Origin of the sequence: Pedobacter anseongensis (assembly GCF_037482965.1) — a bacterium.
Lineage (GTDB): Bacteria > Bacteroidota > Bacteroidia > Sphingobacteriales > Sphingobacteriaceae > Pedobacter > Pedobacter anseongensis.
On sequence record NZ_JBBHKB010000002.1, the window covers coordinates 388,447 to 411,203 of the forward strand.

General features: G+C 37.2%; 22 protein-coding genes. 11 read left to right on the plus strand and 11 right to left on the minus strand.

What is annotated here, in order from left to right; translation table 11 throughout:
• Positions 1 to 57: 57 nt before the first annotated feature.
• Entirely contained in the window at positions 58 to 2,370 is a 2,313-nt protein-coding gene (locus WG904_RS08820; RefSeq protein WP_339578943.1) for a hypothetical protein, read from the plus strand.
• Positions 2,371 to 2,396: 26 nt separating this feature from the next.
• On the opposite strand, the gene WG904_RS08825 is transcribed toward WG904_RS08820, so the two are convergent.
• A complete protein-coding gene (locus tag WG904_RS08825) occupies positions 2,397 to 2,582 on the minus strand; it encodes a CsbD family protein (RefSeq protein WP_339578944.1) in 186 nt (61 codons plus the stop codon).
• A gap of 114 nt (positions 2,583 to 2,696) precedes the next feature.
• Positions 2,697 to 4,592, minus strand: coding sequence for an acetate--CoA ligase (acs, locus tag WG904_RS08830; protein ID WP_339578945.1), 1,896 nt, complete (start codon positions 4,590 to 4,592; stop codon positions 2,697 to 2,699).
• A 211-nt stretch (positions 4,593 to 4,803) separates the two neighbouring features.
• On the opposite strand from acs, the gene WG904_RS08835 reads away from it, so the two are divergent.
• The 8 genes from WG904_RS08835 (at position 4,804) to WG904_RS08870 (ending at position 11,264) form a co-directional block, all read left to right on the plus strand.
• Entirely contained in the window at positions 4,804 to 5,298 is a 495-nt protein-coding gene (locus tag WG904_RS08835) for a hypothetical protein (protein WP_339578946.1), read from the plus strand.
• Between the two features lie 90 nt (positions 5,299 to 5,388).
• Positions 5,389 to 5,622, plus strand: coding sequence for a 50S ribosomal protein L28 (gene rpmB, locus WG904_RS08840; RefSeq protein WP_055132404.1), 234 nt, complete (start codon positions 5,389 to 5,391; stop codon positions 5,620 to 5,622).
• A 40-nt stretch (positions 5,623 to 5,662) separates the two neighbouring features.
• The gene (rpmG, locus tag WG904_RS08845) at positions 5,663 to 5,845 is read left to right on the plus strand and encodes a 50S ribosomal protein L33 (protein ID WP_015809322.1); all 183 of its coding nucleotides are present in this window, start codon (positions 5,663 to 5,665) and stop codon (positions 5,843 to 5,845) included.
• Between the two features lie 29 nt (positions 5,846 to 5,874).
• Positions 5,875 to 6,039 (plus strand): DUF4295 domain-containing protein, encoded by a 165-nt coding sequence (locus WG904_RS08850; RefSeq protein WP_339578947.1) that lies wholly within the window; start codon positions 5,875 to 5,877, stop codon positions 6,037 to 6,039.
• Positions 6,040 to 6,115: 76 nt separating this feature from the next.
• Positions 6,116 to 7,078: a signal recognition particle-docking protein FtsY gene (gene ftsY / locus WG904_RS08855; protein ID WP_339578948.1), complete on the plus strand. Its 963-nt coding sequence runs from the start codon at positions 6,116 to 6,118 to the stop codon at positions 7,076 to 7,078.
• A gap of 1 nt (position 7,079) precedes the next feature.
• On the plus strand, positions 7,080 to 8,411 hold the full coding sequence (gene rimO / locus WG904_RS08860) for a 30S ribosomal protein S12 methylthiotransferase RimO (RefSeq protein WP_339578949.1): 1,332 nt from the start codon (positions 7,080 to 7,082) through the stop codon (positions 8,409 to 8,411).
• A 92-nt stretch (positions 8,412 to 8,503) separates the two neighbouring features.
• Complete coding sequence (bshC, locus tag WG904_RS08865; RefSeq protein ID WP_339578950.1) at positions 8,504 to 10,090, plus strand: bacillithiol biosynthesis cysteine-adding enzyme BshC; 1,587 nt, start codon at positions 8,504 to 8,506, stop codon at positions 10,088 to 10,090.
• Between the two features lie 91 nt (positions 10,091 to 10,181).
• Positions 10,182 to 11,264, plus strand: coding sequence for an Ldh family oxidoreductase (locus WG904_RS08870; protein WP_339578951.1), 1,083 nt, complete (start codon positions 10,182 to 10,184; stop codon positions 11,262 to 11,264).
• A 17-nt stretch (positions 11,265 to 11,281) separates the two neighbouring features.
• Here the strand turns inward: WG904_RS08870 and lepB are convergent, their stop codons facing one another.
• The 5 genes from lepB to WG904_RS08895 all read right to left on the minus strand — a co-directional run bounded on the left by lepB (position 11,282) and on the right by WG904_RS08895 (position 15,856).
• Entirely contained in the window at positions 11,282 to 12,469 is a 1,188-nt protein-coding gene (lepB, locus tag WG904_RS08875; RefSeq protein WP_339578952.1) for a signal peptidase I, read from the minus strand.
• 160 nt (positions 12,470 to 12,629) lie between these two features.
• Positions 12,630 to 13,370, minus strand: coding sequence for a 4-hydroxy-tetrahydrodipicolinate reductase (dapB, locus tag WG904_RS08880; protein WP_339578953.1), 741 nt, complete (start codon positions 13,368 to 13,370; stop codon positions 12,630 to 12,632).
• A gap of 96 nt (positions 13,371 to 13,466) precedes the next feature.
• Positions 13,467 to 14,141: a DUF5683 domain-containing protein gene (locus WG904_RS08885; RefSeq protein ID WP_339578954.1), complete on the minus strand. Its 675-nt coding sequence runs from the start codon at positions 14,139 to 14,141 to the stop codon at positions 13,467 to 13,469.
• Positions 14,141 to 15,043, minus strand: a complete 903-nt coding sequence (locus WG904_RS08890; protein WP_339578955.1) for a ParB/RepB/Spo0J family partition protein — start codon at positions 15,041 to 15,043, stop codon at positions 14,141 to 14,143. Before WG904_RS08890 ends, WG904_RS08885 begins: the two co-directional genes overlap by 1 nt.
• Positions 15,044 to 15,052: 9 nt before the next feature.
• Positions 15,053 to 15,856 carry a ParA family protein gene (locus WG904_RS08895; protein ID WP_339578956.1) on the minus strand — a complete coding sequence of 268 codons (804 nt, stop codon included), beginning with the start codon at positions 15,854 to 15,856 and terminating at the stop codon, positions 15,053 to 15,055.
• Between the two features lie 153 nt (positions 15,857 to 16,009).
• Between WG904_RS08895 and WG904_RS08900 the strand changes: the two genes are divergently transcribed.
• Entirely contained in the window at positions 16,010 to 16,531 is a 522-nt protein-coding gene (locus tag WG904_RS08900) for an NADPH-dependent FMN reductase (RefSeq protein ID WP_339578957.1), read from the plus strand.
• Here WG904_RS08900 and WG904_RS08905 read toward each other — a convergent pair.
• Complete coding sequence (locus tag WG904_RS08905; RefSeq protein ID WP_339578958.1) at positions 16,518 to 16,970, minus strand: hypothetical protein; 453 nt, start codon at positions 16,968 to 16,970, stop codon at positions 16,518 to 16,520. The two genes, WG904_RS08900 and WG904_RS08905, sit on opposite strands and share 14 nt — an antisense overlap.
• A gap of 43 nt (positions 16,971 to 17,013) precedes the next feature.
• Between WG904_RS08905 and WG904_RS08910 the strand changes: the two genes are divergently transcribed.
• A complete protein-coding gene (locus WG904_RS08910; protein ID WP_339578959.1) occupies positions 17,014 to 18,645 on the plus strand; it encodes an ABC transporter substrate-binding protein in 1,632 nt (543 codons plus the stop codon).
• 193 nt (positions 18,646 to 18,838) lie between these two features.
• Here WG904_RS08910 and WG904_RS08915 read toward each other — a convergent pair whose 3' ends face one another.
• The 3 genes from WG904_RS08915 to WG904_RS08925 all read right to left on the minus strand — a co-directional run bounded on the left by WG904_RS08915 (position 18,839) and on the right by WG904_RS08925 (position 22,610).
• Entirely contained in the window at positions 18,839 to 21,244 is a 2,406-nt protein-coding gene (locus tag WG904_RS08915) for a TonB-dependent receptor (RefSeq protein WP_339578960.1), read from the minus strand.
• 173 nt (positions 21,245 to 21,417) lie between these two features.
• Positions 21,418 to 22,083: a hypothetical protein gene (locus tag WG904_RS08920; RefSeq protein ID WP_339578961.1), complete on the minus strand. Its 666-nt coding sequence runs from the start codon at positions 22,081 to 22,083 to the stop codon at positions 21,418 to 21,420.
• A 23-nt stretch (positions 22,084 to 22,106) separates the two neighbouring features.
• The gene (locus WG904_RS08925; protein ID WP_339578962.1) at positions 22,107 to 22,610 is read right to left on the minus strand and encodes an RNA polymerase sigma factor; all 504 of its coding nucleotides are present in this window, start codon (positions 22,608 to 22,610) and stop codon (positions 22,107 to 22,109) included.
• Between the last annotated feature and the right edge of the window lie 147 nt (positions 22,611 to 22,757).

The following is a 22,757-nucleotide window of genomic DNA, read 5'->3' on the forward strand; positions in this document are numbered from 1 at the left end:
TTCTTAAGTTGTTTGATCGTACAAAACACATTTGCTCAAAATACAATTGAAGAAAAAATGAAGTGGTACGCACTAGCGAAACCTTCTGGAAACCTTTTTGTTCATTTTGATAAAAATATCTATTCAAATAACGAGACCGTTTACTTCACCGGCTATCTAATTAAAGAAGCTAAAACACCGGCCAACTTGCATAAAGTTATGGCGGTTGCCTTAATCAGGGACGTAGATAGTGCGCTGATTATGGATGATAAATTTATCATGAATAAAGGTTTGTCATTCGGCAGCCTTACTTTACCCGACTCAATTCCTACGGGAAACTATCATTTTTTAGTTTATACCGATAAGCTGATGAACCAGCTTCCTGAGGTACTGTTTATCCAAAATATCACAATAAAATCGAGTATCGAGCCTACGTTTAATGCAAACGTTAAACTGATTGATCAGCCAAAAGCTGAAGCTACATCTGTTAAAGTTTTAGTCTCTGCAAGAGCGATAGATGGACGATTTTTATCCAGACCAAGTGAAATTACCTACACCTATGGTAACGTCAGAAAAAGCACGATAACTGATGCATCTGGGCAAGCTATGCTAACACTACCCATTCAAAGCAATACTACAGATCCAAATCTATATGTAAAATTAAAATACGTACACGATAGTACGTTTATTAACATTGCTTTACCGCAGCCTAAAAATAAAGCGATAGTTAAATTTTACCCAGAAGGAGGGAATTTAGTATTGGGATTAGCTTCAACCATGGGTTGGGAGGTAAAAGATAAACAAAATCGGCCTATTGCTTTGAAAGCATTTTTATTCAAAAACCAAGAGGTAATAGATACCATCGAAACTACGAGTTATGGGATTGGAAAATTTTTGTTAAAACCAGAAATCGGTTGCAATTATACGCTCAAACTGCTCCATTCAAACTTAGCAGATACTCTCTATCATCTACCAATGGCACTCGAAAAAGGTTTAGTGATAACCTTAGAAAAGGCGCTAGTTGATGATACGCTAAGGATAAACCTCAAGAGTACCGAAAAATCTAAGATTAATGTACTGGTACATAATTATAAAACTTGTTTTATAAACACACCTTTTATCACAAGAATTGGCAATACCCTTATAAAAATACCTTTAGACGATATGCCAAAAGGTTTAACAACATTAACCATTATCGACAGCTTAAATAGACCTTTAGCCGAACGAATATTTTTTGCACACTATAATAATTCTGAAAAAATTATCATCACTAGTGATAAAGAAATTTATAATCAACGCGAAAAGGTAAATCTAAAGCTCAAATTGAACTTTGATAATAATGCATTGGTATCTATTGCAGCCGTTCAAAATAATAGATTAGAATTTAGCAAAACGACTGACATCGAAAGCTATGCTTATCTAATCAATGCGCTAAGCACTTTACCTCTCATTAGCAATGGAAGGCCCTATAAAGATCGGAATTATTTAGAGCAAATGCTTTTGGTTAAGGGGTGGAGAAGGTACACCTGGCAAGACTTAAACATGAGTCGATCTGGAGATACCCTATCAAAAATAGATAGCTTAGGTGTAGGTGGCCAAGTTCGTAGACAAAAAAAAGAGGTTACCGCCCCCCTAATTATTGGCACAATGGGCAGCCAAAGCATTAATCTAATTACAACCACATCGAAGGGCTTTTTTAATTTTGAAGAAAACCAGCTCATCACACTTCCTACTAAAAAAATGTATGCTTTTGTAAATGGAGCTCAAAAATTACCCTATGAAGTTAACCTTGAAATTAACGATCAATTTTCGACGATGAACCAAAAAATGGCTAAATCAATGCCGAATAACCTGGCCATTCTACCTTCGAACTTGATAAATAACACAGAATTATTGTTAAAAAACAACGAAAAATCCATTCGATTAAAGGAAGTAATCATCTCTAATAAAAATGATAGCAGGTTTAAATTTTCGGGAGCAAATGCCTGTGGTGATTACGTTTGTGAATATAACATCTTAAATTGCCGCAATCACACTTCGAGCCCAAACAAAACTCAACCTATAAAAGGCCATATCTATTCAGAAAGTGGAACCAATATGAAAATAGTGTATGGCGGCTGTACAGTCCCCGAAGAAGGAATATTTAAGCTTGTAAAAGGCATTCACTTGGAAAAAGAATTTTATAATGACGACTATAAAAACCCAAATGAACCTGCATTTTTTTCTACAATCTATTGGAGTTACGGCACATTGTTAAATGCAAAAAAGGAAACAGAATTAAGCTTTTATACCAGCGATATTACGGGAAAATTTAGAATTGTGGTACAAGGGGTCACAGAGAAGGGTGTGGTGTATGCCGAACATCTTTTCGAAGTTAAAGGAAAACAATAATGGGCCGTATGAGGCCCATTATTGTTTTATAAAGAATTAATCCACTTCACTAACTCTTCTCTTCCCTTACCTGTTTTTTGCTGAAGCTTGCCAAGTAGCTCATCGTCTTTTCCCTCTTCATGTTTTAAATCGTCATCCGTTAAATCGCCATATGCTTGTTTAACTTTACCTTTAACTTCGTTCCATTTTCCTTGCCATTCTAATTTGTCCATTTTCGTCATTTTTTTAGTTTACAATCAATTGCTTACTAAATCAACAGAAAGAAAAGAATTTTGTTTTAGTTAAAAAGGTCTTTAGTCGGAAGTCCGCCAACAGATAACTGGGGACTAAACAGCCGCCGACTTTTCGATAATCTCTTCTACTACGCCTGGGTCTAATAATGTACTGATATCACCCAAATTTGAGGTATCGCCTTCAGCTACCTTCCGTAAAATACGACGCATAATCTTACCTGATCGGGTTTTTGGTAATCCCGATACAAAAACAATTCTATCCGGCTTTGCAATAGCACCAATTACACGAGTTACGGTCTGTAAGATGTCTTTTCGTGTTAAATCTTCATCCTTACTGATATTTGGATAAATAACAAAGGCATAAATACCTTGTCCTTTTACTTCATGAGGATAGCCAACTACTGCGCTTTCAATTACACCAGCATGCATATTTATAGCATTTTCTACCTCAGCAGTCCCAATTCGGTGTCCCGAAACATTAATTACATCATCTACCCTACCCGTAATGCGATAATAGCCGTCTTCATCTCTTAAGCAACCATCGCCTGTAAAATATAAATTTTCGTAAGTAGAAAAATAGGTGAGTTTGCAGCGTTCGTGATCACCATAGGTAGTACGTAACATTCCAGGCCATGGGAATTTAATGCATAGGTTTCCATTTACGCCATTTCCTAAAATTTCGTTACCGTTTTCATCAACTAAAATTGGTTGTATTCCGGGCAAGGGCAATGTGGCGAAACTGGGCTTGGTTGGTGTAACAAAGGCAATCGGAGAAATCATGATCCCCCCCGTTTCTGTTTGCCACCATGTATCTACAATCGGGCAATTCTTTTTGCCCACTTCTTCATCAAGCCAATGCCACGCTTCTTCATTTATAGGCTCACCAACAGACCCTAAAACCCGTAGGCTACTTAAATCAACCCCTTCTAGCGGCTCTAAGCCAAAACTCATTAACGAGCGAATAGCAGTTGGTGCAGTATATAATACGTTTACTTTATGTTTTTCTATAATCTTCCATAGTCGAGATGCATCAGGATATGTTGGTATTCCTTCGAACATCAGCGTGGTTGCACCTTGAGAAAGTGGCCCATACACGATATAAGAATGTCCGGTAATCCAACCAATATCTGCCGTACAGAAAAATACTTCATTCGGTTGATAATTAAACACATTTGAAAAGGTATAGCCAGCATAAACCATATACCCAGCACAGGTATGCACTACACCCTTTGGCTTGCCAGTTGAACCCGAAGTATATAATATAAATAATACATCTTCGGCATCCATTTCTTCGGCTGCACAATTCGCATCAACCAACTTCACTTCATCTTCCCACCAACAATCTCTCCCTTTTAACATCGAAACGGGCGTACGTGTATGTGTTAACACAATTACTTTTTCAATGCTTGGGCAGCCAATTAATGCATCGTCTATTACTTCTTTTAATTGAATTTGCTTATTTCCACGATAGGCCCCATCGGCCGTAATCACTAATTTACACGTAGCATCATTAATACGATCAGCGATTGATTTTGCAGAGAATCCTCCAAATACCACAGAATGAATAGCCCCAATTCTAGCACAAGCCAATACCGCAATAGCCAATTCTGGCACCATCGGCATGTAAATACAAATACGATCGCCTTTTTTTGCACCATTTCGCTTTAACACATTGGCAAAACGGCACACTCGTTCATGCAACATCCTATAGGTCAGTGTAATGGAATCTCGTTCTGGATCGTTGGGTTCCCAAATGATGGCCGCCCGATCACCATTTTCAATTAAATGTCTATCCAGACAATTATCGGTTATGTTTAGTTTTGCACCTTCAAACCATTTAATATCGGGGTCACTGAAATTCCATGATAAAACGGCATTCCATTTTTGCTTCCATAGAAAATTCTCTGCAATTTTGCTCCAAAATTCTTCGGGTTCATTTACGCTTTGTTGATAGGTTTCTTGATATTGATCAAAGGAGGTAATTTGCATTTTATAATTGGTTTGAGATTGATTATCCAAACTTAGATAAATTGCGTTTTATATGCAACATATTTAGTTATTGTAACTTCGAATATCGTTCCCTTCCCACCCATTGAAAATTTAAATGTGCTTAAGAACTTTAGCGTTAATCATAACGTGTAAGAAACCTAACTAATAAATAAAAGCGCTATATTCGTACACACACATTAAAACCTATAGTATGAAAAATCTCTTATTGCTTGCCGTATGGTGCATTAGCTTCGGCTTTAGTTCTTCGGCCAAAAACAATTTTATCGGTAACAGCCCATCCTTAGACACGCTAAAAAAAGGCCAAAACTTCATTTTATTCAGTAAATCTTCAGCGGTAGACAACATCACCTTTAGCAAGAGTAAAAAACCTAAAACCACGAATGTTTACATCCGTTTCGGCTTTCCGACACCTATTCCTGCTTCAAATGTTGCCAATGCCCAAGTGATCACGAGCAAAAGGTATAAGGAAGATGGAGTACTTCCAGTGTTCGACAAAATTGATATCCTAAAAGGGAATTATGCAGATATAACCACTTCGAAGGATACTAAATACAGAAGTTTATTTACCTTAACTGGCGTAGAATATCCATTACGATTAAAATTAACCAGTGGCACAGACACTGTCGATTTAGAACTAACCGAACCCGGTGAATGGAATATGGAGATAGAATTAAAAAATAATTAACAATCAACTTGCTGATTACAAAAATATTTCTGATATTTGCACACTCTTAAAAAAATTAAGCAGCGAATACTAACAATAATAAATAAAGTCATGTCAAGAGTTTGTGATTTAACCGGAAAAATGGCAATGTCAGGATTTAATGTTTCTCACTCGAACGTTAAAACTAAGCGTAAATTTTACCCGAACCTACAACTTCAGAAATTTTATATTCCTGAAGAAGACCGTTGGATAACCTTAAAAGTATCTACGTCGGCAATTAAAACCATCAATAAAATTGGTATTTCTGAGGCGATTAACCGTTTCATGAAAAAAGGATATTTGTAAAAAGCATTTGCCGATTTCTTCGGCATAAAAAATAAATAAAATGGCAAAAAAAGGTAACAGAGTACAAGTTATTTTAGAATGTACTGAGCATAAAACTAGTGGCATGCCGGGAATGTCTAGATACATCTCTACGAAAAACCGTAAAAACACTACTGAGCGTTTAGAATTGAAAAAATTTAATCCAGTATTGAGAAAAGTAACTGTACATAAAGAAATTAAATAAGGTTATACTTATTTTAAAATTATAAGAACATGGCTAAAAAAGTAGTTGCAACCCTTAAAACGGGTACAGGAAAAGAGTATTCGAAAGTTATCACAATGACTAAATCACCTAAAACTGGTGCGTATTCATTCAAAGAACTTATCGTTCATAACGATCACGTTAAAGATGTTATTGCTGGCACACACAGCAAATAGGTCTATTCACGAATAACATTAGAGCCGTTCCGCATTAAATTGGGAAGGGCTTTTTTTATTTGAAACTAAATCATCTATGGGTTTATTCGATTTTTTCAAGAAAAAAGAAACCTTACCTGAGGCTCAAGAAGCGTTGGATAAAGGTTTAGAAAAAACTAAGGAAGGTTTTTTAAGTAAAATCACCAAGGCTGTGGCCGGAAAATCTACAGTGGATGATGATGTACTAGATAACCTGGAAGAAGTTCTTGTAACTTCGGATGTTGGGGTAACCACCACCCTAAAAATAATTGACCGTGTTCAAGCTCGCGTTGCCAAAGATAAATACGTATCGACAGCAGAACTTAATCACTTGTTACGTGACGAAATTCAGCTTTTATTAGCAGAAAACAATAGCAACGACTTCCGCAATTTCGAATATGGAGACCATAAGCCCTACGTTATTATGGTAGTGGGTGTAAATGGCGTTGGCAAAACCACCACTATCGGCAAACTTGCACACAAACTAAAAGCAGAAGGCTTAAATGTAGTTCTCGGTGCTGCAGATACATTTAGAGCTGCTGCTGTAGAGCAGATTAAACTTTGGGGCGAGCGTGTTGGGGTTAGAGTGGTAGCCCAAGCAATGGGTTCAGACCCTGCTTCAGTGGCTTTCGACACTCTTCAATCGGCAGTAGCCAATAACGAAGACGTAGTGATTATCGATACCGCTGGTCGCTTACATAATAAAGTGGGTTTGATGAATGAGTTGGGTAAGATTAAAAATGTAATGCAAAAGGTAATTCCTAATGCCCCACACGAAATTTTATTGGTATTAGATGGTTCGACAGGGCAAAATGCTTTCGAACAATGTAAACAATTTACCGAGGCTACCGATGTAAATGCGTTGGCCATTACAAAGTTAGATGGCACCGCAAAAGGTGGCGTTGTAATTGGGATTTCTGATCAGTTTAAAATTCCTGTAAAATATATTGGAGTGGGCGAAAAAATTGGCGATTTACAGTTGTTTGATAAAAAGGATTTTGTAAACTCCTTATTCAGTTAATATGATTACTAAAAATAAGTTAGTTACCCCAATTGTTAAACCTAAAATTAATGTTATCACTTTAGGTTGCTCAAAAAACACGTACGATTCTGAAGTATTAATGGGACAGCTTCGTGGAAATAGTTTAAATGTTGAGCACGAATCGAATACAATGGGCGCAAGCGACATTGTGGTAATTAATACTTGTGGGTTTATTGATAATGCAAAACAAGAATCAATAGACACCATTCTACAGTATAGTCAACTAAAAGATGAGGGAAAAATAGGAAAAGTAATTGTTACGGGCTGTTTATCGGAACGTTATAAGCCAGAATTAGAATCCGAAATCACAAATGTTGATGCTTTTTTTGGTACTAATGATTTACAAAATATACTCCATAGTTTAGGCGCAAATTATAAGCACGAGCTAATTGGGGAACGTTTATTAACTACACCTTCGCATTTCGCTTATTTCAAGATAGCTGAAGGCTGCAATCGCCCCTGCTCTTTCTGTGCCATTCCCTTAATGCGGGGCAAACACGTTTCGAGAGACATGAACGAGTTGGTAAATGAAGCCAAAATATTAGCCGCTAATGGTACAAAAGAACTCATTTTAATTGCACAAGATTTAACCTATTATGGATTAGATATTTACGGGAAACGTAATTTAGATGAATTGCTTCGCCGTTTATCCGATGTGAATGGAATTGAATGGATTCGATTGCAATATGCGTATCCATCTGGTTTTCCGATGGAAATTTTGGATGCGATGAACGAGCGTGAAAACATTTGTAAGTACCTTGATATGCCCTTACAGCATATTACAGATACGATGTTAAAATCGATGCGTCGTGGAATTACAAAACAAAAAACAATCGACATTGTAAACGAAATACGTGCTAAAGTTCCAACTATCGCTATGCGTACCACATTAATTTGTGGCTATCCAGGCGAAACCGAACAAGATTTTGAAGAAATGTACAACTGGGTAGAAGAAACTAAATTTGATCGTTTGGGCTGTTTTACGTATTCACATGAAGAGAAAACCCACGCACATCATCTTATAGATGATGTGCCTGAGGATATAAAACAAGAACGCGTAGATGCCATCATGGAATTACAGCAGGGCATTTCCTTCGACATTAACCAAGAAAAAATTGGAAAAACCTATAAAGTGCTGATCGACAGGAAAGAAGGCGACTTCTTCATCGGCCGTACTGAATTCGACTCCCCCGAGGTTGATAATGAAGTATTAATCGACGCCAACTCAGGTTACGCCGCAAATGGAAGCTTTGTACAGGTTAAAATTGACAGGGCAGAAGACTTTGATCTTTATGGACAAATTGTAAAATAATACGAATCCCCCTACTTTGACAATCTTTAAAGATTGTCAAAGTCCTCTTTATTTTGCAACTTGCAGAGCAAGATGTCAACGCTTCAAATTAAATGAAAGCTAAATATATTTCCTATCAAGAAACCCATTCATTTTCAAAGCTCGTGCTTGATTATGTAAATGACGAGCCATTTCTAAAATCATTTTATAGCCATAGACCTGATCTCGAAGGATTAAAGCAGGCTTTTGAGTCAAGAAATTTCACGGGAAACCGTGCAGAGCTTGTTGAGGTTTTAACCAAACAGTATCAACACATTAAAACCAATAAAGCTGTAAGTCACAATATTCAATCACTGGCCGATCCAAATACCTTTACGGTTACTACTGGGCACCAGCTTAACCTATTTACCGGCCCTCTTTACTTTATTTATAAAATTGTAACTACAATAAACTTAGCCTTAGAGTTAAAAATTGCTAATCCAGACAAAAATTTTGTTCCTGTGTACTGGATGGCTACCGAAGATCATGATTTTGAAGAAATTAATCATGTTAACGTAGATGAGAAAAACATCAGTTGGATACAACAAACCAATGGGGCAACTGGTCGCCTAAGCACTAAAACCGTTGAGGCCGCAGTTATGGCCTATAAAGGTTATCTGGGCATTTCTAAAAATGGTAAAAAGCTAGCAAAACTTGTCGAAAATGCCTATCTGCAAAATGACAACTTAGCCGATGCCACCCGGGCTCTCGTAAATAGCCTCTTCGAAAGATATGGTTTGGTAATTATGAATGCTGACGAGCCTGTTTTAAAAAAACAGTTCAGTAAGATTATGGAGCAAGATATTATTGAGCAACATAGTGAGCGAATTATCGAAAAAACTAGCAAAGTTTTAAACGAAAAGGGTTATAAAACGCAAGTAAATGGAAGGGAGATTAATTTTTTCTACCTCAAAGATAATTTACGAGAAAGAATTATCCTAAAAGATGAAGTATTTACCATTAACCATACCGATATCCGTTTCACGAAAGAAGAACTTATCAAAGAGATTAATGAATTTCCTGAACGGTTCAGCCCGAATGTAATTATGCGCCCTTTATATCAGGAGGTGATCTTACCGAACATCGCTTATATTGGTGGTGGTGCCGAAGTTTCGTACTGGATGCAGCTAAAAGATAATTTCGATTTCTATAAAATCGATTTCCCTGTTCTATTGCTTCGAAATTCGGCTTTATTAATGGATGAAAGAAGCGCTACGAACCTAATTAAGTTAGGTTTCAAGTTAGAGGATGCCTTCTTACCCATCGGAGAACTTCAAAAAATATGGATTGAAAGAAATACCAGCTCACGGTTAAATTTAAAGGAGGAGTTAAGTGCTATAGAGATCGTTTTTGAACAAATAAAACTCAATGCCTTTAAAATTGATAAAACCCTAGAGAGATCTGCCGACTCTGCTAAAACAAAAACCCTTAATTTACTTGGTAATTTTGAGAAGAAACTTTTTAGAGCCGAAAAAAGAAAACACAAGGTATCGCTAAAGCAAATTGAGAATATAAAGAACAGGCTTTTTCCAACGGGCGTTTTACAAGAGCGCGTGGTAAATTTAGCCCCCATGTATGTAAATTATGGCGAGGATTTTCTCTCCTCTTTAATCGAAAATTTCGACCCACTAGGAGGGGATTTTACAGTTTTACTACCTTAATTGGAAAGTACAAAGGTCGGGAGGTGCTTAAGTGAGCAATGTCTTAGCACCCAGTCTTTACACTTGATACTAACTACTTGATACTAACAAAATGAACTTCATAACCTTCCCAGAAAATCAACTACGAACCTTCACACATTCGGTATTTAAAAAAATGGGGTGTAGCAATGAACATGCAGAATTAGCAACCGATGTACTTATTAAATCCGATTTAAGAGGGATTGATTCGCATGGCGTAGCGAGATTAAGCGGTTATGTTAGACTTTGGGAAAAGAACAGAATAAATGCAACCCCAACTATTCGTGTTGTACACGAAACTCCTACTACCGCTACAGTAGATGGCGATGGTGGCTTGGGTTTAGTTGTTGCTCCTTTCGCAATGAAAGTAGCTATCGAAAAAGCCGAAAAATACGGAAGCGGTTGGGCAGCGGTTAAAAATTCGAATCACTTTGGCATTGCTGGATACCATGCCTTAATGGCTGTCGAAAAAGATATGATAGGCATCAGTATGACCAATGCTAGTCCACTTGTAGCACCAACTTATGCCAACGAGCGATTATTAGGAACCAACCCCATGTGCTATGCCTTTCCTGCCGGCAAATACCCACCTGTTATTGTAGATATGGCAACGGCTGCGGCTGCGAATGGAAAATTAGAAATCGCACAAAGAGCAAATAAAGATGTGCCCGATGGCTGGGTACAAGACAAAGCTGGCAAATCTTCCATTAACCCTAACGAATTAAAAAGTGGTGGCTCATTGCTACCTTTGGGTAGCGATAAAGACCACGGCAGTCATAAAGGTTATGGCTTAAGTGCAACAGTCGACATTTTTTCGGCAGTATTATCTGGAGCAAATTATGGCCCCTGGGTGCCTCCTTTTGTTTCCTTCCTCGAACCGCCCAATGACCCAGTTGGAGAGGGAATTGGTCACTTTTTAGGTGCCATACGTGTGGATGGATTTCGCCCTACCGAAGATTTTAAATCGCATTTAGACAATTGGATTACCCGTTTCAAAAGTGCAAAAACAGTAGACCCAACAAAGAAAGTAATTATTCCTGGCGAGCCTGAATATAATTTCGAACAGGAACGCAAAGTAAGTGGAATTCCAATTATCGATGTTGTTGTGAAAGATTTAAACGAATTGGCGCATAAACTAGAAATTCCGAGCCTATAGGCTCGGAATTTCTAGTTTTAATGTATCCCCTTAAATATCCTACTCCAACGGATTTTATTGAAGAACGAACCTTCTCCATCAAAACTCATCCAAATAAATAACGCTTTACCTACAATGTGATCTTCGGGCACGAAACCCCAATAACGCGAATCGGCAGATTGGTGACGATTATCGCCCATCATCCAGTAATAATTCATTTTAAACGTATACTCAGTTGCCTTTTTACCATTGATTAGCCAATCATTTCCAATTTTTTCGAGTTTATTGCCTTCGTAAACACGAATGCTTCGCTCGTACATCGGCATGGTATTCGTGTCTAATTTAACGGTCCATCCTTTTTTAGGCACAATAATGGGTCCGAAATTATCCAAGTTCCAAATGCGATTTGGATCATGAGGGAAAATAGCTTGATCATAGATACCCTTTGTCGTTAATTCCTCCTTCACTGATTTTACGTATTCCGACTTTTTAAGTTCGGCAATCATATCGGGGGTACCTTCGAACTCATATTCGGTTTGGCTCACTTGTGTAACCTTGAATCCTTTGTCGGTAAATAACTTTAAATTAACATCATCCGTCTTAAACTCTACTAAATAAGAGAAACCTCCAGTACCTACCAAAGGTGTTTTTTTCCCATTTACAATTGCCAATCCATCAACCATGCTAATGGTGTCGCCAGCAATAGCAATACAACGCTTGATATAATTTTCGCGTTTATCAACTGGTCGAGTAACCATTGAATGTTGAAGATAAATCTCTTCTTTGGTAGTACCTCTTAACAGCATTTGATGATAATTATCGTCTTGGGCATCTAAAGCAACCGTATCTCCTTCCGGGAAATTAAACACCACTACATCATTACGCTTAATGTCTTGCAATCCTGGCAATCTTCTGTATTTCCATTGCACGCCATCCCAATAGGCTTTTGTACCTGTAAGTGGCATGGTGTGATGGGCAAAAGGGAAAGCAATTGGAGTCATTGGGATACGTGCTCCATAATTTACCTTACTTACAAATAAAAAATCGCCAATTAACAACGACCGCTCCATCGATCCCGAAGGGATGGTATAGGCCTCTATAAAGAACACACGAATAATCGTTGCAGCAACTACGGCGAAAATTATAGCATCCGTCCACTCTCTGGTTTTACTTTTTTTCTTTTTTGGTTGGGCACTCTTATTTTTTTGCCAGAATTTATAGTTCATATTTTAAATTGATTTCACCGATTTCATCGATGTATATTTCATGTCATTTCTTAACCGCAAAGTAAGCAAAGTATTAGCAAACTAAGCAAAGCTTGTTTTAACTTAATGATTTAAAACTCCCAGCCCTGCACCTCACCGCAACTCGTAACCCATTAGCCATTTACCCAAAGTTAAAAACATCCGCAACACTATAAAAGCCCTGCTTGTTTTCTAGCCATTCTGCAGCAATTACTGCACCTAAAGCAAATCCAGCTCTATTGTGTGCAGTATGCTTAATTTCAATCTCATCCACTTCAGAACTATAAACTACCGTATGTGTTCCAGGCACATTTTCCATTCGATAGGATTCGATTAATAATTGTTCGCTTTTAAACGCTTCAGGCATGGGATTACCCACCACTTCATTTACCCATTCGCTCTTACGACTAACTGCATCAATAATATCTTCGGCAATGGTCATCGCTGTCCCACTTGGTGAATCAAGCTTTTGCGTATGATGTATTTCTTCAACCTGCACTTCGTATGCTGGATAATTGTTCATCAGCTTTGCGAGCATTTTATTCAAATGAAAAAATAAATTAACACCCACACTAAAGTTAGAGCCATAAAGGAGCGTATTGTTACCTTTTAAACAATCATTTTTAATTTGTTGTAAATTCCCATACCATCCGGTGGTACCAACAACCACTGGAACGCCAGCTTCGAAACACTTATAAATATTCGAAACTGCAGTGTTAGGCGCGCTAAAATCTATAGCCACATCTGCTTTTTCCAAATTCTCCCTGGTAAAGTCTTCAAGGTTTTCTATGCCTATTTTAAGGACAATATCATGACCTCTTTCGGTAGCAAAACGCTCGATAATCTGACCCATTTTGCCATATCCCAACAATGCTATGTTCATCTGTTTTTATTTATTTTCTCCTATGTATTGGGAACTTCACCTCCCCAAAATAATCATTTCTTCGAACGCTTACTAATTATTTTCGAGATGGCCAGTTCATAATTTAAGCGTAAGTTTTAATGCAGGTGTAAACGAATTATAACCATACATTGTGTTTGAATTAATTACTGAGGGGGCAATATTAAAGCTCAAAGTTCTCTCCACATTTAAATAGTTTAATCGAGCCGTAACGTAAGCATCAATTATATTAACGCCATAAGTTACCCCCAAGAAAATCAGTACCACTTCTCTGTTATTTTTATAAATCGCCTTGCCTGTATATAAACTTTGGGTGTCTTTATATCCTGCTAAAGAACCATTAGGATCGGGCTGTCCGTTATTTATTTGACGATATTGCAACTCTTTCAAAAATAGATGATAATTTTTATTATTCTCTATGTAAGATAGGGTAAGCATGGTTCCTGCGACATAAATACCACCAATTTTACCAATGATCGCCAGTTTTTTTCCAAACCCTTTAGTTTTAAGACGCCCAGATTTAATATCGTCTACAATAAGTCCGTAGTTATAAACTTGACCTAATCCTGGCAGAAATAAAGAACGTTTTGCGGCTATTGAACCTACAATTTTACCTTTATTTACATACGTTGAGCCAGGAAGTGTATCGATTTTACTCTTTTCGGGAACTGTCGGCTTTTCTTTCACGTCAGTTTGTGCTTTCAGCGTTGTGAAAGAACAGATCACCAGTAAAAAGACAATAGCAAACCGCATTACCAATCTAAAAGTTCTAAAATTCTACTTAAATCGTCTTTCGATACAAAAGGAATTTCGATGGCACCTTTCCCCTTTTCGTTCACTTTCAATTTTACTTTCGTCGCAAATTTTGAGGCTAATTCTTTCTGTAGTTTTTGATACTCATAAGAAACCGGAACTGGAGTTGATTTTGGTTTAACCTCGACATGGTTGATACTTCGAACAAGATCTTCAACTTTACGCACGGAAAGTCCCTTATCTATAATTTCTTGATGTATAAATAATTGCTTTTCCACCTCTTCAACGCTGATTAACGCTCGCGCATGGCCCATTGAGATTTTCGCATCGCGAATAGAGGCCTGAATTACAGGTGGTAATTTAAGTAACCTTAGGTAATTGCTAACGGTCGAACGATTTTTTCCCACACGGTCGCCAAGCTGTTCGGGCTTAAGTTTACACTCGTCTATCATCATCTGAAAACTTAACGCAACCTCAATTGCATTCAAATTTTCGCGTTGAATATTCTCTATCAGTGCCATTTCTAGCATCTGCTGATCATCTGCAGAACGAATATAGGCGGGAATATGCGTTAAACCTGCTAATTTCGAGGCTCTTAATCGGCGTTCTCCAGAAATTAATTGGTATCTATTTGCGCCGTGTTTTCTAACCGTTATGGGTTGAATTAAACCCTGCACTTTAATCGACTCGGCCAGTTCGTTTAAAGCAACTTGATCAAATTCGGTTCTAGGCTGATAAGGGTTTGTTTCAATCTCATCAATACCTACCTCGCTGATGCTCCCAATCTGAAGGGTTTCATTTAACGAATCACTTCCGCCCTTGGGTGGATGCACTGAATCAGTATCGTCTAAAAGCGCACTTAATCCTTTTCCTAAACCTGTTTTTCGCTGAAAAGATGTCATCCTAATAATTTATAGCGTTGCCGTATTAACATCCTGTTCTTCGGTTACCAAACCATTTTTACGAACAATCTCCCTGGCTAAATTTAAATAATTAATCGCTCCCTTACAGTTTGCATCGTGCATAATAACCGATACACCATAGCTAGGGGCTTCACTTAAACGTGTGTTACGTTGAATAATTGTATCGAAAACCAAATCTTGAAAGTGTGTTTTCACTTCTTCAACCACTTGATTTGACAAACGAAGTCGCACATCATACATCGTTAATAAAATACCCTCAATTTGCAATTCAGGATTTAAACGATTTTGCACAATTTTAATTGTGTTCAATAATTTTCCTAAACCTTCTAATGCAAAATATTCGCATTGAACCGGAATAATAACCGAATCGGCCGCAGTTAAGGAGTTTATAGTGATTAAACCTAAAGAAGGAGAACAATCGATAATGATAAAATCATACTGATCCTTAATTTTCTCCAATACAGCCTTCATTTTATACTCGCGACTGGTTAAATTAATCATCTCGATCTCTGCACCAACCAAATCAATATGCGCCGGTAATAAATCTAAATTCGGGGTTTCGGTTTTTACGATAGCATCTAACGGATCAACATCGTTAATGATGCATTCGTAAATGCTATTTTTAATGTTGCGTGGATCAAAACCAATACCCGATGTCGAGTTTGCTTGTGGATCAGCATCTACCAATAATGTTCTATATTCTAATACAGCTAAACTGGCGGCTAAATTTATCGACGATGTAGTTTTACCTACACCCCCTTTTTGATTTGCTAAAGCAATTATTTTACTCATTTACTTACCGAATGTTTTTACAATTAATTCTTTAAAAAATGCTATTTTTGCATAGAATTAGGCATTTTTTAACAATTAGCTAAGATACGAACTAAATCAGAATAATAGTATTAAAGCGATAAGTGTTTTGAACATCTTATTAACAATTTTAACATGGTTACCATCATATCTGGCACAAATAGACCCAAAAGCAATACCTTAAAAGTTGCAAAATATTATCAAAACCAATTGGCACAAAAGGGTTTGAAAACCAATCTTTTAAATCTACAAGATTTACCAGCAAATTTAATTGCTTCCGACCTCTATGGCAAGCGAAGTGCTGAATTTGAAAAAATACAAGAACTGGTAACCCAAACTACTAAATTCTTATTCATCATCCCTGAATATAATGGAAGCTTCCCAGGAGTTTTGAAATTATTTATTGACGCATGTTCATTCCCAGAGAGTTTTTACGATAAAAAGGCTTGCTTGGTTGGTGTTTCTTCGGGCAAATATGGAAACATCAGAGGAATCGACCATTTTAATGGGGTTTGTGGCTATTTACACCTACATGTATTACCCCTAAGGTTGCATATTGCCAATATCAAAAGCGAATTAAATGAGAATGATGAACTCTTTAAAGAAGATACCCTGAAATTTACGCAAGAACAGATGGAGAAGTTTATTGGATATTAATCCAAGCTTCGCCCTCATTCCCAAACACAAAATAACCAGGATGTAGGATTTCGGCAATATCTTCCAAACTTGCTACCCAATCTTGAGGTTCTTTTGCTAAAACCTTTGAATCATCTATCAAATAAATGTGTTTATAGGCAAAGCTTGGCCATTCTGGCAATAAGAAGGGCACTGCTTTACTCATGAGCGTGGCAATGCTAGTTTGATATTCAAAATAAATAATCACCTTCGCCAGCATCGGATCGTTTACCACCATACCTCCTGCCAAGTCTATTAAATGGTCGAGTGGGTTATGAATTTCCTGATTAATCGACAAACAAGCCACGGGAACTTTATCCATGAATTTAATTTTATGCATAACAATATCCACGCGCTCATGTAATTCTTCGCGTAATTCTTCATCGATTACACTATTTATCAACTCATTTAAAAAAGACATCTAATTTATTTATTAATTTACGCAAAAATAAGATTTCCAATCGATGCGTAGAACGATAATTAATATATTTTGGGTTTACTGTGTAATTGCCGTTTGCGGATGTGGCCGGCAAGCTGATCAAAAAGGCAAAAAGGTTTTCAATATCAATCTCGATCAAAATGTAACCTCGCTCGATCCAGCATTTGCCCGCAACCAAAATGCTATATGGATGATCAATCAGATTTTTAACGGCTTGGTTCAAGTAGATTCGGCATTAAATACCATTCCCTGCATCGCTAAATCGTGGCAGGTTTCTGACGACCATTTAACTTACACATTTAACTTGCGCAATGATGTCTTTTTCCAAGACGATCCATTATTTCCAAACGGAAAAGGCAGAAAAGTAGTAGCAGAAGATTTTTCCTATAGTTTTTACCGGCTAATCGACCCTAAGGTAGCCTCTTCTGGAGGGTGGATTTTTAGCGACAAAGTAAAGGGTGCGGATGCCTTTAAAGCGTTAAACGACAGTACGTTTCAAATTACTCTAATTAAACCATTCCCAGCATTTATGAAACTTTTAACGGCACAGTACTGTTCTGTTGTGCCAAAAGAAGTGGTTGAACATTATGGGAAAGATTTTCGAAGTCACCCTGTAGGCACAGGCCCATTCCGTTTTAAATATTGGAAAGAGGACGAGATTTTGGTACTCTTAAAAAACGAACATTATTGGGAAAAAGAGGGCAATGCTAAACTTCCTTACCTCGATGCGGTTAAGGTTACGTTTATCAGCGATAAGCAAAGTGCATTTATGAATTTCATTAAAAAGGACCTCGACTTTTTTAACAGTGTTGATGGCAGCTATCGTGATGACGTACTAACGAAAAGTGGGAAAATGACCACCAAATATAAAGGGAAATTTCAACTCACTAAAGGCCCGTACCTGTGCACTGAATATGTTGGCATCTTAGTAGATACCTCAAAAGAAATTGTAAAAAAATCGCCCTTGCAGTATAAAAAAGTGAGGCAAGCCATTAATTATGCCATCGATCGGCAAAAACTAATTAAGTATTTAAGAAATAGTATTGGTACGCCTGCCACTAATGGCTTTATCCCTAAAGGCATGCCAGGTTTTGACAGCACAAAAGTGAAAGGATACAACTACAATCCGCTACTTTCTGCAAAACTACTCGAAGAAGCGGGTTTCCCCAATGGAAAAGGGATGCCCGAAGTTACTCTAAACACCACAACGACCTACAAAGATTTAATCGAGTTTATACAGGGTGAGTTAAACGCTATTGGGATAAAAGTTAAAGTAGATGTTAGTCCGAGTGCTAGCCTACGCGATTTGATGTCGAAAAATGAAGTTAATTTTTTTAGAGGATCGTGGATTGCCGATTACCCAGATGGGGAAAATTACCTTTCCGTTTTTTATTCAAAAAATCGAGTTCCCTTTGGACCAAATTATACAGGTTATTTTAATGATGAATTTGATCGCTTATTTGAACAGAGTTATTACGAAAGTGATGATCAAAAACGTTACGAGTTGTATCATAAAATGGATAATATGGTGATGGAACACTCTTCTGTAGTACCCATTTTATACGACCAAAGCGTGGTGATGCTCCAAAATAACATTAGTGGTTATCCAAATAATCCGCTCTTTTTAATGATTTTAAAGAAAGTTAAGAAAAAGTAGGTTCAAAAAAAAACCTCTGAGGCCGAAGCTCCAGAGGTTAGAAATTTATATTTGGTTGTTTTAGTTCTATTTTTAGGTTGATTAGGTGCTGTTTTTTATTTAGCGAATACCAAAATCAAAGGTTTAATTTGAATTCCTATAGAACGAATTAACGAAATAATTATTTAATAACCAAATTTTTTAATGATTATTTTTAGCGTCCACCCATACCACCCGTTTGTCCGCCTTGCTGTTGATCTTGCTTAATATCGTCATTTTTAATCTTTTTCTTTTCAACAAATTTAAGCTTACCGAAGTTATAGCTAAAGTTTACACCGAATGAACGAATTGGATATAAGATGTTTTGGGTTTGATAACTGTTTTTCGATTCGGTAACAGTATTAATCTTTAAATCTCTGCTAAATGGATTCAACATATTTAAACCAATTGTGCCTTTCTTTTTCAGAATTTCCTTTTTAACTGCACCAACATAAATCAAGAATGCGTCGGTTTTGCCTTGATAGGTGCGTTGAGGTGAATTTACAGCACTGAATAGTTCTATATTCCACCCTTTACCAAAGGCATATGCAGAACGTACAAAGAAATTATAATTGATGTAAGTAGCAGTGTTCACTGCGGTTAAATCATTACCAATTTGATAGGTATTCAAACCAACATTCGCCATTAAGGTCCATTTTGGTTTTGGATTATAGGAACCAAAGAGGTTAAGTCCAAAACTTTCCGATCTACCAACATTAATAAATGTAGTTAATACTTTTTTCGAATCTAGTGCATCAACCTGGTTAGTTCTTTCAATAATATCATTTGTTCTTCTATAAAACAACGAAGCGTTAATGACCGACCCTTTAACGAAGGTAGAATACCCTAACTCTAAGTTGTGACTTAATTCAGGATTTAATAACGGGTTACCCTGAAAAACTGCAAATTGATTGCTCTCATTACGGAAGGGATTCAAATAGCTTAAACTTGGTCGTTGAACCCTCTTGTTATAGCTTAATTTAAGGGTGGTCATTCCACTGAGCGTCCTCGAAATAACTGCACTAGGGAAAAGGTTAAAATAATCCTTCTGATAGTTGTTGTTATTGATATTAATAGCTGTGTATTCAGCTCGAAGCCCTCCTTTGAACTGGAATTTCTTAGTTAAATTAAAGCTAATGGTACTGTATGCTGCGCCTACATTCTGATGATAATCAAAATCTTGTGCGGTATTATTTCCATACTGACTGAGGATATTTCTAAAAATCCCTTTTCCGCCTACTTCAAAAATTACCGATTTACTGAAAGGATAAACATAATCAGTTTGCGCAGTGTATTCTTTATTTCTACCCACGTTATTGCTTGCGGTAATTAAGTCAGAAACACTTGGTATTTTTAGGGTATTTGTAAAATCGTTGGTATTTCTGCCTTCTGTGAGTTGACCAGAAATCGAAAACTCCTCGCCAGCCTTTTTACTGGTGTTTTTATAATCCATATTCCAATCCAAATTACCGTTGCTCATATCCGTTTTACTGATATTTTTTGCAGCTGCGTTATTTATAGATAACGTAGATTCGCCCGGACCACCGTTATAAAACCGATTGTATTTAGCATTTGTGCTTATGTTATGGTAAAGGTTAAAATCGTAATCCAACCCTAAACTACCGTTAAACATTTGTCTGCTCCATTCCGATAACCCATCTTGATTTACGATACTGGTTACGCCATTGCTGGTTGTTCTATTTAAAAGTACAACACTTGTGGTTTGCGCTGGTGCTAATTGTGTACCCAAAGCGGTGTTCATGCTTAATCGGCCTGTTTTAGCCGTTAGGTTAAATGCTCCGGTGTTTGAACGTGTGCCTACAGAAGTATTCACACTTCCACTTACTCCTTGCGAATTGCTCTTTTTTGTGATGATGTTAATGATACCGCCAGAGCCTTCTGCATCATATTTTGCCGAAGGACTGGTAATAACCTCAACACTTTTAATTTGATCGGCTGGAATCATCTTTAAAGCATCAGCAACACTATTTGCCATCGTACCTGATGGTTTTCCGTTTATGAGCACACGTACTGCACTACCACGTAACTGTACATTGCCATTAATATCTACGGATAGCATTGGCACTTTACGCATTACGTCAGTAGCATCACCACCTGCATTGGTAGCATCGGCTTCGGCATTGTATACCATTCGATCAATTTTATTCTCGATCATTGATTTTTTGCCTTCTATAGTTACTTCAGTTAAACTATTTGAAGTACCACTAAGTTCAACTGTTCCTACATTTTGATCTGGTTTTTCTGGAGTGGTTTTAACCATAATGCTCTTAGCTTTATAGCCTAAAAAACCGATAGATAACTTGTACTCATCAGGTGCGATATTTTGTAAGATTACCTTCCCTTTTTCGTCTGTTACTCCACCATTAACTGGCTTGTTGTCTTTTACTTTTGTAAGTGAAATACTAGCATAATCAATTGGTTTTTTAGTAGCCGAATCAATTACGGTTAAAGTAATACGGCCAGTTATGGATGGTTTTGCTGGCCCACCCATGCCTGGGAATTGTGCCTCTGCTTTAAGGATGAATAATAAGGACACGCATAAAAGTAGAATTTTTTTCATTGTATGATTGTTTGTTTCTGTAATTAGTCGTACAAAATTAAATTTTGTTACAGCTAGATATAGGGATTTCTGACCGCTGGTTTAAATTTGGCGGTGAATGGTGAGTTTGGGGCGGTGAAAGGGCTAATCGAATACCCATCATCGGATGATGATGGGCACAGTGCACTTCGTCATCAGATGACGGACTTAGTATTTTCGGACTCAAAGTTTTCAATTTCTTTCAAAAATCTCCCCGATTTTAAAATTGAGCTCCATTCTGCTCCCCAAAACATCATTCTGAACCACCTTTTATCCATGTTCTTGATGTTTAAGTTTTTGAAAAACCAAATCCCGATGTAGGTAAATGCGGCAACAAATGGCACTTGAATGAACCAAAAAGCTAAAGGCCGCTCATTGATGAGTTCAAAATTAATATTCCAGGTAGCAAATACCGGAAATTGCAAAAAACAAATGCCAATCACTTTTATGGTAGAGCTCTGTAATTTTGCCATTTTATATTGCATTTGTAGAATGTTCTCACTTTGGTCTATTTCATTTATGAGTATCAATTGCCTGATATACATACCAATTGCAATAAGTGTAACCACAAGATGAATGCCTACTGAACCTACGATAAAAATTGACGCAAATGAATGGAGATGATATAAAAAATAAGCGATCAATGCGGCATATACCACTCCAACAAAGACTGCAACAAGTTTATAATTTCTTGCTGGTTTAAGGGCATGTTTTGCTTTTTGCTGTTGCAATTCAGTAATTAATTTATGGTTAAGCGATAGCGTTTTTTCTAACCGCTCATCATATTGTTTCCAAAGGTTGATAATTTCTAAGTTGTCCATTAGTTTACGTTTTAGTCCGAGAGCTATCGGGATGAAAATTTTTGCTTTAATTGTTCTTTGATCCGCCCAATCTTAGTGGCAACATTGGTTGTGCTAATTCCAATAATTTCGGCCATTTCCTTGTGCGATTTTTCCTCAAGATAGAGAAGCATAAGTGCCCTATCCAGTTCTTTTAATTCGTTAATGAAGTGTTGCAATGCATTTAGATTGGTTTCTAAGCCCTCTTCAAGATTTTCGTCGGCGATTTCGATCAAATGATCGCCCATTAAAACCGTATGGGTTGCTTTTCTCTCTTTCCGGTAAAAAGAAATGGCCACATTAAGGGCAATTCGATACATCCAAGTAGAAAGTTTGTAGTTCGAATTAAAACTGCTCCAGGATTTCCAAAGTTGATAGATTATTTCTTGCGCTAGATCTTCTCGATCGGTTGCATTTTGGCAATAGGCATTACATATCTTAAATATGATGCGCTTATTCGCTTCAATGATGGTGAGGAAATCGGGTGGAGCGTTTAACTTTTCGTGCATGACTTAAATCATCTTTCCCTATTATTCGCAACAAGGTGAGAAAAATCACAGGAATGAAAAAATAATTTGGAATAATTGCATAAGAGAGCCGCAGATGTGCAGATTTACAATTAATAATCTGCGCATCTGCGGCTAAAAATTCCTACT

Bases quoted from the DNA above. Each gene is read 5' to 3' on its own strand.
- WG904_RS08820 (WP_339578943.1), top strand. From the start codon at position 58: ATGAAGTGGTACGCACTAGCGAAACCTTCTGGAAACCTTTTTGTTCAT.
- WG904_RS08825 (WP_339578944.1), bottom strand. From the start codon at position 2,582: ATGGACAAATTAGAATGGCAAGGAAAATGGAACGAAGTTAAAGGTAAA.
- acs (WP_339578945.1), bottom strand. From the start codon at position 4,592: ATGCAAATTACCTCCTTTGATCAATATCAAGAAACCTATCAACAAAGC.
- WG904_RS08835 (WP_339578946.1), top strand. From the start codon at position 4,804: ATGAAAAATCTCTTATTGCTTGCCGTATGGTGCATTAGCTTCGGCTTT.
- rpmB (WP_055132404.1), top strand. From the start codon at position 5,389: ATGTCAAGAGTTTGTGATTTAACCGGAAAAATGGCAATGTCAGGATTT.
- rpmG (WP_015809322.1), top strand. From the start codon at position 5,663: ATGGCAAAAAAAGGTAACAGAGTACAAGTTATTTTAGAATGTACTGAG.
- WG904_RS08850 (WP_339578947.1), top strand. From the start codon at position 5,875: ATGGCTAAAAAAGTAGTTGCAACCCTTAAAACGGGTACAGGAAAAGAG.
- ftsY (WP_339578948.1), top strand. From the start codon at position 6,116: ATGGGTTTATTCGATTTTTTCAAGAAAAAAGAAACCTTACCTGAGGCT.
- rimO (WP_339578949.1), top strand. From the start codon at position 7,080: ATGATTACTAAAAATAAGTTAGTTACCCCAATTGTTAAACCTAAAATT.
- bshC (WP_339578950.1), top strand. From the start codon at position 8,504: ATGAAAGCTAAATATATTTCCTATCAAGAAACCCATTCATTTTCAAAG.
- WG904_RS08870 (WP_339578951.1), top strand. From the start codon at position 10,182: ATGAACTTCATAACCTTCCCAGAAAATCAACTACGAACCTTCACACAT.
- lepB (WP_339578952.1), bottom strand. From the start codon at position 12,469: ATGAACTATAAATTCTGGCAAAAAAATAAGAGTGCCCAACCAAAAAAG.
- dapB (WP_339578953.1), bottom strand. From the start codon at position 13,370: ATGAACATAGCATTGTTGGGATATGGCAAAATGGGTCAGATTATCGAG.
- WG904_RS08885 (WP_339578954.1), bottom strand. From the start codon at position 14,141: ATGCGGTTTGCTATTGTCTTTTTACTGGTGATCTGTTCTTTCACAACG.
- WG904_RS08890 (WP_339578955.1), bottom strand. From the start codon at position 15,043: ATGACATCTTTTCAGCGAAAAACAGGTTTAGGAAAAGGATTAAGTGCG.
- WG904_RS08895 (WP_339578956.1), bottom strand. From the start codon at position 15,856: ATGAGTAAAATAATTGCTTTAGCAAATCAAAAAGGGGGTGTAGGTAAA.
- WG904_RS08900 (WP_339578957.1), top strand. From the start codon at position 16,010: ATGGTTACCATCATATCTGGCACAAATAGACCCAAAAGCAATACCTTA.
- WG904_RS08905 (WP_339578958.1), bottom strand. From the start codon at position 16,970: ATGTCTTTTTTAAATGAGTTGATAAATAGTGTAATCGATGAAGAATTA.
- WG904_RS08910 (WP_339578959.1), top strand. From the start codon at position 17,014: ATGCGTAGAACGATAATTAATATATTTTGGGTTTACTGTGTAATTGCC.
- WG904_RS08915 (WP_339578960.1), bottom strand. From the start codon at position 21,244: ATGAAAAAAATTCTACTTTTATGCGTGTCCTTATTATTCATCCTTAAA.
- WG904_RS08920 (WP_339578961.1), bottom strand. From the start codon at position 22,083: ATGGACAACTTAGAAATTATCAACCTTTGGAAACAATATGATGAGCGG.
- WG904_RS08925 (WP_339578962.1), bottom strand. From the start codon at position 22,610: ATGCACGAAAAGTTAAACGCTCCACCCGATTTCCTCACCATCATTGAA.